The organism is candidate division KSB1 bacterium, assembly GCA_024655945.1.
Classification (GTDB): domain Bacteria; phylum Zhuqueibacterota; class Zhuqueibacteria; order JANLFK01; family Oleimicrobiaceae; genus Oleimicrobium.
Window position 1 is genome coordinate 51,188 of the sequence record JANLFK010000017.1, and the last position, 12,208, is coordinate 63,395.

The window sequence follows — 12,208 nt, forward strand, 5'->3', positions numbered from 1 at the left end:
CGTAGAGCGGCGGCAGGGACCTTATGCCTTGCTGCCCTCTTGTTTTCCGGCTCGACATGACCGCTCTGGGCGCGAGCGTGCAGCCTAAATATTACCGACTGCACCCCCGTTGGACCCGTCACCAGGTCAGCATGCAGCCTTTCGATCTCAATCGCGATGGTATCGATGAACTCTTTGTTCAACACCCCGACCAACAATCCGACCTTGTCGATTCAGAGTTGAATCTCTACTACCGGAGTTTTAAAATCTCCGGGAACCGTATGTATGCCGTGCAACCGATCCCCACTGCCGTCCAGGATTCGTTAGCGTTTCTGGCGACTTACGGCACTCAAGACTCGCTGGTCTGCAGGATTCTCCCTCCACCCCCCCTGACCATAGGAATGGCCATTGACGAAAAATTCCTAAGGGATTTTGTCGTTTTTCACAGAAACCCGGACACACCGGAATCTAGTTTTCATCCATCTATCGGTGCCGTTACGCTCATTACCGATAGCTCCGGTCAGAACCTTGCTTTATTTATCATCAACACCTCCTGGGATACAAACGGAGTACGTGGTCTCCTGGCGGCCGATATTCATTCGCGAAAGGTGGTTTGGCAGTACCTCATCGGACCTTCTGTGGGCAACATCCTAGTGAGCGATCTGGACGGCGATAATAAGGCAGAAATTGTTGTGGGCAGCTATGCGAACTGCAACGGCATCAAAGGGCTCGACACCGCCGACGACAGCTCCTACGTCTTTGTGCTGGACTGCGACGGCCGTCTGAGATGGCAGCGCGCCGTCGGGCCGTACTGGACCGGCGCCTGGGCCGGAGTGGGTGATTTTCAGGGAAACGGCAGCAAGAGCATCGCCGTGTATCAATACAGCAATCGAGAGTCTTTTCCCAATCAGGATCGTATTCAAATTCTGGATGCCCGCGACGGTTCACTTTTAGTTGAGAAACGACACGGCAACCAGTTTACCACATTCGTCGGGGATTTCCAACGGCAATTTTGTCGGGACTTTGATGGCGACGGCAAAGATGAAATCGTCATGGGCAATACCGACGGCTTTGTGCGTCTCCTGGATGGGAAATTAATCGAACAGCGAGTCTCAAAAGCCTATCAGCAACGGGTGGCGGCGGCAGCAGCAGAAGATTTTGACGGCGACGGCCTCCACGAAACCGTCTGCATACTCCCCAATGAACAGATCATCCTCTTGGACAGCCAATTGCAGGAGCTGTGCCGTTGGCCGATTACCGCTCCCGCCTCGCAAACCTATGTCCAGGTGGTACATGGAGGAAAAAAGAACCATCTGCTGGTCATCAGTGAATTCCCTGATCACAAAGAATATCAACTGTTGGAATGTCAAACCTCTCCGTTTCCATTTCCGGCGGTGTCCATGGCGGCAAAATCAAGCCCCTGGATTGCCATTGTCCTTTTGCTTTTCATTGCCGGCCTCATTATCCGAAACTGGTTTTACGGTGAGAGAGCGCGCGCCATTCTTCCTTCTGTGCTTGAAGAAGCCGATGTTATGCATCGGGTTGTGCTGATCGATCGGCAAGGGAGGATTGCCAAGGCGGGACACACCTGGGCGGAGCTTTTGCGGCTGCCGCCCCGTGCGATAACCGGCAAGACTTGGCGGGAGGCTTTTTCTGCGCCGCAGCTCGAACCGTTGAAGCGGGCCTTGGACGATACTCTCCGGCAAGCACTTTCCGAAACTTTGGTCGACTTTAGCATCGTTGCGGGCGAAAATCGAATCCCTCTTAAACTACATGCTGTTTATCTGCCTTCTGTGCGAATGTATTGCCTCATGATTTTCGACTCGAATGAAGAGGAACAGGCCCGCCAGATCAAGCATTGGGCACAGGCGGCGCAGAAATTGGCGCACAGCATCAAGAACCCGTTAACGACTGTAAAGCTCTGTGCCGAGGAAATGCGCGTGCAATTAAAGGAGAAGTATCGCATTGAAGAGGGGGAACTCGACGAGCTTTTCGAGCAAATGACGACGCAGGTAACCAAATTGAAGCGGTTGAACGATGCATTCATGCGATTCGTGGAATTCGAAAAGCCACAATTGCTGCCGGTTGATCTGAACGATGAAGTGAAAGAGCTCGTCCTGCAGTGGCAACCGGAACGCTCCTCCAACATCCATATCCACTGGGAATTGGGCGACAACCTCCCGCATGCCCTCATCGACCGTGAGCAATTCGGTCACGCCTTTCGAAACGTGTTCTTTAATGCGATCGAAAGTTTAAAGGCCGGCGGGCGCATCCTCATTTCTACGCAAACAGTACAACTTTTTTCCGAAGAGGGACACTTTCATCCCGCTGCGGTGTACGTCGAGCTGCAACTTCGGGATACCGGCTGCCGGATCCCGCCCGAATACTTGGACAAAGTGACGCAGCCCTGGTTCACCCTAAACAAGCCGGAAGGATCCGGTCTGGGCCTGAGCATCGTCCAGAAGGTCATGGATTCCCACGGCGGGAAGCTTGATATCCAGAGCGAAGTGGGCAGGGGAACAACCGTAACGTTGTGGTTTCGAGCCAAAAATGAAAGCTGACTGTTCCTTGACCAGATTGTGCACATCTGGGAGCGCCGTTATGCAGTCGGTAACGCGACCCTTTGAGGTGCGTTCGCGACCGTGCCCCGATTGGATGCCTTTCACCCCCAGGGTGCTTCGGCACACTTTTGCCGTATGCTGCAGCGGCGAAAAGGGTTCCCGGCAGAATGACCGATTGGACGACACACACGGAAGAGTGATAAAAATAATTTGGCACAGGGATTGTATATTATAATCTTATCGCCCCATTGCTGCACAACGGGACGGTACCAATCCCTCGGGGAAGAGCGTTAGGCCTCTGCGCGAGTCGCCTTGAGATCTGAACGCAAAGTCTTTAGCCAATTTGACCCATACGATCGCAAGCCGATGAATGACAATCCCAAAATCTTGATTGGTGACGACGACCCCTCGATTTGCCAGATACTCGGAAAAATGCTGACCGGTCAAGGCTATCAGGTCTTGGAAGCGCACTCCGGTAACGAGGGGCTGCAACTGTTCAGCGAAAACGAACCTGCCCTCGTGCTCATGGACCTTACCATGCCTGACCTCGACGGCATCGAAGCGGCAGCAAAAATGATCGCCCGCAAGCCCCTGATACCCGTCGTGCTCATTACCGCCTACGGCACTATCGCCAAAGCCGTGGAGGCGACAAAGCTGGGCGTCTACGACTTTTTGGAAAAGCCCTTCGATCGGGACAGAATCATCGTCACCGTGCGCAACGCCCTTGCCCACAGTTTTTTGCAGCAGCAATTGGAACGTTACAAGGCAGATTCGCTGGCTCGTTATCGCATGGTAGGCCAAACGCAGGCGATAAGGAAAGTGTATCAACTGATCGAGCAGGTGGCTCCTGCCGACTCGCCGGTGCTCATCCTCGGCGAAAACGGCGCGGGCAAAGAATTGGTAGCACGGGCCATCCACGCCTGTAGTCCCAGAGCCAAGAGGCCGATGGTGGAAATTAACTGCGCCGCTCTTCCCGACACGCTTATGGAGAGCGAGTTGTTCGGCCATACCAAAGGCGCCTTTACAGGCGCCCATACGGCCAAAAAGGGCCGCTTTGAGGCCGCCGACGGCAGCACTTTGTTTCTGGATGAAATAGGCGACCTAAGTCCTGCGGCTCAGGCCAAACTGCTGCGCTTTCTCGAAACCGGCGACATCCAACGGGTCGGCGCCGCCCAAACCTCAAGGGTCGATGTGCGGGTCATTGCCGCATCCAACAAGAATCTTAAGCAAATGGTCGATGCTCAAACCTTTCGGGAAGACCTCTATCACCGTCTGAACGTTCTCCTTATCACGATTCCCCCTCTGCGAGAACGCCGGGAAGACATCCCTCTGCTGTTGGATTACTTTATCAGCGACTATGCGGACAAGAATGCAACCCTCAAGCCCCAGCTCACACCGGCCGCGGTGAATTTCCTCAAAGGTTATGATTGGCCGGGCAACGTCCGCCAAGTCCGCAACTTTGTGAGTCGATTGATGATCTTGAAACAAGGGGACGTAATCGATCTGGACACGGTGCGGCCGCTGCTCGAGGAAGAAGGCGGCACATTCCTCGCACCCGCCGCCAAGGAAACAAAACCCCTCACCGAAGCCGGCAGACAGTTTGAACGGGAATATATCCAGAACGCCTTGAAAGCCGCGGACGGCCGGGTGGCCAAGGCCGCCGAAATACTGGGTATGGACCGCGCCAATCTGTATCGAAAGATGAGACAGTTGGGGATAAAGAGTTAAGAGACTCGGCCAAGAAATCGGAGAGACACTTTAAGGAAGCCAGCGCAGGGGCAGAAAGTGCCTGTATCGCACGTTGGCATGAATTAGTTGCAGAACTTTGCCGCTCATAATGAATTTGAATCCCCTCCGCTCAAGATTATCTTGTTGTCGACTGAAAGATCCCCGTCGAACAGCAATCCCGTCCTTCCTTCCAAAGATTTTCCCCGGATAGCGCGACTTGTGACCGAGCAGAGCATTTCAGTCGTGAACGGCTGAATTGGTTTGTCTCACCGGCATCATAAAATCCGTGTCATTTTTCAACACCTTACGGCTTGATGTTCCAGAGGATACGGAAGCAAGCCGGAATCCTTTGTGTCAATTTTACACTCGACATTGAACAGCAGTCATTCTCCGGCAATGTAGTTTTCATTTAACTCCCTATTATTATTTGCAATATATGATACTACAGAATATTATTGACAAGGCATAAGAATTGTATGACAAAGCACAAAATAGAGAGGGAATACTGGACATGCGAAATCCAGGCAATTGGGAAAAGGTCATCAAGGTCTTTAAGACTGATGTCGAGCAGTCTCCAACGAACTCCAGAGCGTTCTTTGACTTTGGGGTGGCCTACGAGTGCGCCGGAAGTTATGAAGAGGCCAGGACCGCCGTCGGAAAAGCCTGTCAACTGGAACACAAAAGTACTTATCTGAAAGAAATCGCTCGATGTGAGCGCTTGCATCGGCAGAGCTTGAGGCTTCACAAGGTAAATATAAACAGGTAAGGGGGTGAATAACCATCTTGATCCAATGTTTTTACCATAGCTTTTTTGACACCTTCTCTAGACGCGTCAGCTTCAAATAAGGCGATCGCTCAGCTTTAGTCGCTGATCTGTTTTACAACCAATGTAGTGTTAGCCGGAAAAAGCAAGGGAGCGTTGCCTGGCTGCCAGTTAATGATGTCGTGAATCTTACTGGTATGGGATTCAGGGGGGTAAGAATTGGGGGACTGTAAGACTATGGTCGAATAACTCTTTGAAGATGATAACAAAGGAGTTGTCAAACATGAGGAGGTGAATATCTGGATTGTGCTATGAAAAATTCGTTTACGAGAACAACGTGCTGGACGGGTGGAACATGAAAAATGAGCGGTAGGCAAAGTACTAAGTTGAACAGGAAATCGGGAGGACAAAATGAAACGGATTATTTTTTCGGGCATTATTTCATCGCTTATTCTTGTAACAAACCTTTTGGGACAAACCAAACGATGTCGATACGTTACAGGAGCATCGGACGCTGGTGTCTTAACTGCTTTAACTCAGCTTGGTTTTACGACTGATGTGGCAACCACTATTCCCTCCGATCTGTCAAGCTACATTCTTGTTATCTGCGAGGACTACGGAGCTTGTAACACAACAACTGCCGACTATATCAAAAACTATGTAGCAAGTGGAGGTGGTGCAATCTTGATGGGCGGCACGCCATGTGTTTTTTGCGGCGGCGGTTATGACATAAGTTACATTTCAAGTTGGTTTGGTACATCACGATATAGCAACGTAGGTGTTAGCTATGCTAAGGTGGAGATCGACAATCCCTTACGTACATCGCTGCGCAGGAACGATATCCTAGCTTATTGTGGCGGCTGGGGAGGCGCAGCTGTGAGGAATGTTGCTTCGGATGCAACTATATTGGCAATGTGGGACTATGACAGCGGAAATATTTTTAGTTTCGTTCGCTCCTATCAGAAGGGTTCGGTGGCTTTCTGGGCTGGTTCACCTTCTTACAATGACAAATCAAAAGAACTCTTCAAGGCAATTTGTTGGGAAACTGCAGGGAACATTAGCCATACAGTAAGTACTCCGAACACGCCTTCCGGTCCTTCAACAGGAACTGTTAATCAATCGTTGTCCTTCTCAACCGGCGGCTCGACCTGTAATCAGGGACATAGTGTCCAATACCGTTTTTATTGGGGCAATGGCGTTTATTCCTCCTGGGGTTCTTCTTCTCAAAGCTATGCTTATAGTTCTCCTGGAACCTATACAGTGAAAGCCCAGGCTCGATGTTCTTCTGATAATTCAGTTGTCTCCAGTTGGTCCGGAGGAAAAAGCGTGAGGATTAGCGCAGGAGGCGGCGATATTCCCATTACCCCTTCCACCGCCTCTACTCAGCAAGCCGGCGCTGAATTTGATGTCGAAATTATCGTTGGTCCTGCTGCTAAACCGGTCTCAAACTTATACGGCGTGAGTTTTGAACTTGGTTATTCAACAACTTATATTGATTATGTTTCTTATGATATGAGCAGCTCATTTTTAGGGTCGGATCTGTTAGAATTTGTCACGCCGGATGATCCACATGGAAAAGTAGCCGTTGGATTGACCCGCAAAGGCTTGAGTACTGGAGTAAACAGCTATGGTTCGGTCATTAAAATAAGATTCAAATCGCTGAGATCAACACCTGCCAACACCCAGATTTCCTTTGCCATTCAGAATACAACCGCCAATGATCCCAACGGCAATCCAATCGGATTAGCCTTCGGCAGCGCTACCATAACGATTACCAGCGGCATTACCGTATGGCCGGGAGATACCAATAACGACAGAATTGTCAATCAGGCGGATGTCCTGCCGCTCGGTGTTCATTGGAATAAAACCGGACCACGGCGGACCTGCCATGCCAACGAAACACAATGGATTGGCCACACGGTAAGCCCCTGGACTCCCGAAGCGGCAACTTACGCCGATGGCAACGGCGACGGGATAGTCAACCAGGCCGATGTTTTGGTCATCGGATTGAACTGGGGTAAGACACACACGATGGCAAAAACATCTGATGAGAATGAACCATCGGGTGTGATTGCCGGCACGCTTATCCCGAAACTCTCCTTCAATGCCGAGCGAAAGGAGGTCTATCTCGATATTCAGGCAGAAAGCCTAGCCGACCTTTTTGGACTCGCTTTTGAGCTGAATTATCCGCCGCAGGATCTAGCGTTCACGCTGGCGGAAGCGGGAGATCTATTCAGTCAGGATCTTATCTTCTTCTATAAAGATGATCCAGGTCTGGGCAAGATGGGCATTGGCATCAGCCGGAAGATGGGACAGAAAGCGACGGCGGAAAAGGGATCGGTAGCCCGCATCACGTTCCGCTTGTCAACTGGCGAGCGATCTCTTGAAAATGCCGGCGTGAAAATTGAAGGTGTGAAAGCGAATGATGCTCAGGGCAAGCCGATTCACATTCAGGCTCAGGCCTGCTCCAATCCTGTGTGGACGGATATTGCTGCAGCGCCGGTCACTCAATACCAGCTGTTTACCAACTACCCGAACCCGTTTAACCCGACGACCACGATTTCTTATGCGTTGCCCGCCGAAACACACGTGTGCCTCCATGTGTTCGATTTGACTGGACGCCTGGTGAGAACATTGGTCGATGCCGTACAACAACCCAGCATGCATTCGGTCACCTGGGATGCCCGCGATGACGCCGGCAAAGAAGTGGCCAACGGCATGTATATTTATCGCATGACTGCTGGAGATCATGTGCTGCACCAAAAAATGATACTCGCAAAGTGAGTTAAAGCCAAGTGCCCGCCAAATTAGAAGTGGCGGGCACTTGCCTTTTCGGACTTTGTTTTATTTCAGGAGGATATTCTCATGAAGCGCATGTTGATTTATCAAATATCATGTTTCTTATTTTATTTGGTGATCTCAGTAACCAGTGTCCTGGGCCAGGAGTTTCAGGTGAACGACAATACCGACGACAACGATCAAATACGACCAAGAATTGCTTGTGATGGAAACATAAATTTTATCGTAGTCTGGCAGGACATGCGAAATGGCAATTGGGATATCTATGGTCAACTCTATGATTGTAGGGGAACAAAAAGGGGCAGTAACTTTCGAGTCAACCCGGCCACGGATTATGGGGATCAATGCTCTCCCTCAGTTGCAGTGGATGGTAATGGTAATTTTGTGATTGTCTGGCGGGATGACGGAAGACAGTCCATTTATGGACAATGCTTCTATTCCAATGGAACCAAACGAGGAAATAGCTTCCAAATAAGCGAATCCCTTGTACCAAGCTATGAAAATGAGACTGCTATTGCAATGAGAGCTGATGGAACTTTTGTTGTAGTTTGGCAAAATTCTAATTTGCGTTTGTGCTGTCAGCGATATGATAATGGAGGCAATAAACTGGGAAGCAATTTTCTTGTGGATGAAGATCAGCCCTTCTTGGACCAGTATTATCCAGACATTGCTATGGATGAAAATGGCAACTTTATGGTGGCCTGGGGAACCTATATTGACGTCTATTGCAAAAAGTTTGGTTATGATGGTGTGAGTCGGGGCTCCACTATTAGGGTGACCGAGCCAGTGGAGGGCTATCAATCCGATCCCAGGATTATCATTGATGGAAACGGCAATTATGTCATCGTCTGGGAAGATGCTAGAAACGGGAGGTACTCTGATGTTTATGGGCAACGCATCTCGAGTACTGGTATGCTGATCGGGCCTAATTTCAAGGTCAATGAGATTATAGAGGATACGAATCAGGCCGGCGCTGCTATTGCGGTGAATAGAGTCGATAACATCTTCATCGTTGCCTGGGATGATTATCGAAATGGCTTGGATGATGACGGTGATATTTATTGTCGTTTCTTCTCATCAGACGCACAGCCAACGGGGCATGAAATGCGTGTTAACCAGGATAGCGGAAAAAAATGCAGAATGGGGTTGATGTTAAATGGGTTAACAATAATTTATATTTCGCATGGACCGATAGTCGTGTCCCAGGACAAGGGAAAGACATTTTCGCCAGAGTGGATGTCTCTGCTATTACTCAAGCTTATATTACCCCGGTAGTCAATAACCACGCCCTGCACGAGCAATTCTACGTCGATATTCAGGTTAAGGATGCCCAGAACCTGTTCGGTGTGGCGTTCAAATTCAACTTTCCAGCGGATAAACTGGAGGCACTGTCTGCCGAAAAGGGCGATTTTCTGGGAGCAGACCCGGTGTTTTTTCCCGACATCAACAACAGCGCTGGCGTGGTGAGTGTCGGCATCAGCAAAAAGAGCGGTCAGCCGGCCGCCAGTGGCACGGGCATCGTAGCACGGATCAAGTTGAAAGAAAAGCCCTCGGTGACCAGCGGAATAACCATCAACCTTTCTCTGAGCGAGGTCACGGCTAATGATCCTTCAGGCAATCCCATTACTTTGACTCCTCAGAACATCTCGTATGTGACGCCCAATCCCACCTCGGTTGCTGACAGAACCAAACAACTTCCTGAGGAGTATGTCCTGAATCCTAACTATCCCAACCCGTTTAACCCGACGACGACAATTTCCTCCGCCCTGCCCCAGGCCGGACAGGTGCTGTTGCAAATATTTGGTACATATGGCCGTTTGGTAAAGAATCTGGTCACTGGCCATCAAGGAGCAGGGGTTCATTCCGTTGACTGGAATGCTCAGGACGAGATGAGCATTAGAGTGGCCAGTGGGATTTATATCTGTCGGCTGACGACCGGGGAAGTGGTGCTCTATCGCAAATTGATTCTGGCGAAGTAGTATGAATTAGCGGGGCTTTATTCATTGCGTCTTAAAAAACGAACAGTAAACTTGATCTAAAACCATCCCGTTCCCCCGGATATTCTTTCCAAGATCATCCGGGGGAACTGTTTCTAGAGATGGGCAAATTTTTTGGCTCCTCTCCAGAATTTGTGCAGGATATGCGGGAGGTAACTACTTGAAAGGCATGAGAGATATTCGTAACTTTTGGGCCGTTTCGCAGCACCCAGAGCTACGAAGAGGTCTCTCATGCCGATGGAAAAGATAGTAAAGTGGACTTTGGGAATCAAGGATCATCTTGTCGCAAGCGTCACTGGTGACCTGAAGGGTCTGACCATACACCTTGAGCTGATCCGCGGCAGGCATCGGGAGTGTTCCCGCAGTGGCAACCGCCACCCGGGCAGGGACCGTCTGTCTACCCGCAGGTGGCGCCATGTGCCGCTGTGGAATATCCCGGTGTGGATCTCCTACCGGCCCGCACGGGTGGCCTGCCCGCAGTGCGGCGTGCGCGTCGAGAAGATCCCCTGCAGCCAGGGGAAAGGCTCGCTGTCGTACCCGCTCATTTTGGCGCTGGCCGAGTGGGCACGGTTGCTGGCCATGGGCAGAGTGGCCCATCTGTGTGGCGTCTCCTGGCAGGCGGTCGATGCAGCGGTGAGGCGGGTGGTGGCTTATGGGCTGGCCTGCCGCGACAAGTCCTCATTGTGGGGATTGATGGGATCAGTCGCCGGAGCGACAACGTCTCAGCTACCTGGAGGGATTGAATCTCCAGACCAGTCGCGCCTATTTGCTCAAGGAGCAGCTGCGTCATCTCTAGGAGCAGCGCACTCACCCGGAGGCAGCGGTGTTCCCGGAGCACTGGATCAGTATGGCCATGGAGTCGCACCTCCGGCCGATGCAGGAGTTCGCCTTCCTGCTCGGCAGCCATCGCGATGGAGTGCTGCCTTACTTTGCGCTTTCCGTTGACAGCGGGCTTGCGGAGGCAATGAATGCCAGTGCCAAGGCGGTCAGCATGAGGGCGCGGGGGTATGGATAGCCAGTGGCCTCTTCTACCCTGTTGCTCCACTGTCTCGGTGGCCTCAAGATGCCCACATTCGTGGACAAATTCGGGTGAGGGGCCCATTTTCTTGAGCGATTGTCTTGCGAATGTCGGAACTAGCCGGTCTTTCGTAGCGACTTTGCCGTCTCACATACACATGGCCTCCTCACCGCTAGCTCAGACGGCCTAACCTCTAAGGTCACCTGCCGCCATGAAGGGAAGCGCAATGCAGGTCACGTGCAGCGCCTTATTAAATGGCGTATTTTCTCCGCCAATCTCGAACTTGGGTTGTTCGACGTATGGTTGATCCTCCGAGCTTCATCGCACATTGTCGAAGCACGTTTCCTGCAGTTCGTACGGGCGGGTTCGGCCAGAGAGTCGGCATACTCGATCAATGATTCGGCATAGTGGTAGTGGTCCCATGCGGTGTCTACTGAAGTTGGAGCGAATTTGCGCGCGAACTTACATAGAGTGCTGAGCCAAGGTAGGGCCATTTCCAACTGGCCGTTTTTCCTCAGAGTCTGGCCGATAGCACCACATACTTCCATTACTTGATTCGCTTCAAACTGAGTGGTCACGTCGTCTGGCTGTGGGATTGTGCAAGCGATTTGACCAAGGAGCATTTTGGCCTCGTTAAGTCGCCCGGCCTTGACTAGCGTTTGCACCTTAACCAATTGGTGCGCGTCAATCATGGTTGCCTCCTCGGCCCATAGCAGCTTGGACCTGGCTTTTTGCATTCAATGCATCTGAATCATTAGGGTCTATTTCAAGAACGCGATCGAAACTTTGCAAACCTTGTGCTAAATTATCCAAGTTCGCCCGAGCAGCTCCACGATTGAGGATCTAAGTTCCCGTTCACTGCGACGGCTTTGTCGAGCCCAGCCAAGGCATCGTCCTCGCCCCCCAATTGTGACAGTAGGTTACCCAAGTTGTACCATGCGGTTGAAGGTCTGGGATCGTACTTCGTCACTGGCTCGGATACATTCAACGCACCCTGAATCCTTCCACGTCGGTGCAGAGTAACTGCTCGGTCCAGATGCGGCAACGCCAACTCCGGCTCAAGGTGAATTGCCTCGTCGAAGTGGGCCAACGCCCATGCGGGATGAGCAAGGTTGATACAAATCAAGCCGCGTTCGAGGCAATCTCTTGCTTTTCGACCAGTCAGGCGCGATTTCTCCTTTCTTCAGCGCTTGGGAGGTCGAAAAGCTGAGGCTACACAACGGCACCGGGCTCCGCCACTGCACCGGAGCGAAGCCGCCGAGGGAGCAGTCGGCTGGAGCGAGATGTTGGACAGCTCACTCCTTTTCTGAAGGTTCTTTCGGTAAAAACGGCTCCATCCTGTTCAACAAGTCAGGCACGTCTC

General features: G+C 51.3%; 6 protein-coding genes and 1 pseudogene. All 7 read left to right on the forward strand.

The features are described 5' to 3' along the window. The first annotated feature begins 131 nt into the window (after window positions 1-131). Window positions 132-2,540, forward strand: coding sequence for an ATP-binding protein (locus NUW13_15485; protein ID MCR4440412.1), 2,409 nt, complete (start codon window positions 132-134; stop codon window positions 2,538-2,540). Between the two features lie 312 nt (window positions 2,541-2,852). Then, on the forward strand, window positions 2,853-4,268 hold the full coding sequence (locus tag NUW13_15490; GenBank protein ID MCR4440413.1) for a sigma-54 dependent transcriptional regulator: 1,416 nt from the start codon (window positions 2,853-2,855) through the stop codon (window positions 4,266-4,268). 1,174 nt (window positions 4,269-5,442) lie between these two features. Then, window positions 5,443-7,815, forward strand: coding sequence for a cohesin domain-containing protein (locus tag NUW13_15495; protein ID MCR4440414.1), 2,373 nt, complete (start codon window positions 5,443-5,445; stop codon window positions 7,813-7,815). 81 nt (window positions 7,816-7,896) lie between these two features. Next, the gene (locus NUW13_15500; GenBank protein MCR4440415.1) at window positions 7,897-9,105 is read left to right on the forward strand and encodes a hypothetical protein; all 1,209 of its coding nucleotides are present in this window, start codon (window positions 7,897-7,899) and stop codon (window positions 9,103-9,105) included. Beyond that, window positions 9,063-9,809: a T9SS type A sorting domain-containing protein gene (locus NUW13_15505; GenBank protein ID MCR4440416.1), complete on the forward strand. Its 747-nt coding sequence runs from the start codon at window positions 9,063-9,065 to the stop codon at window positions 9,807-9,809. Before NUW13_15500 ends, NUW13_15505 begins: the two co-directional genes overlap by 43 nt. A gap of 838 nt (window positions 9,810-10,647) precedes the next feature. Beyond that, window positions 10,648-10,842, forward strand: a pseudogene (locus tag NUW13_15510) (transposase). Window positions 10,843-11,991: 1,149 nt separating this feature from the next. Then, on the forward strand, window positions 11,992-12,208 hold a 217-nt coding region (locus tag NUW13_15515), incomplete at its 3' end, for a hypothetical protein (protein MCR4440417.1).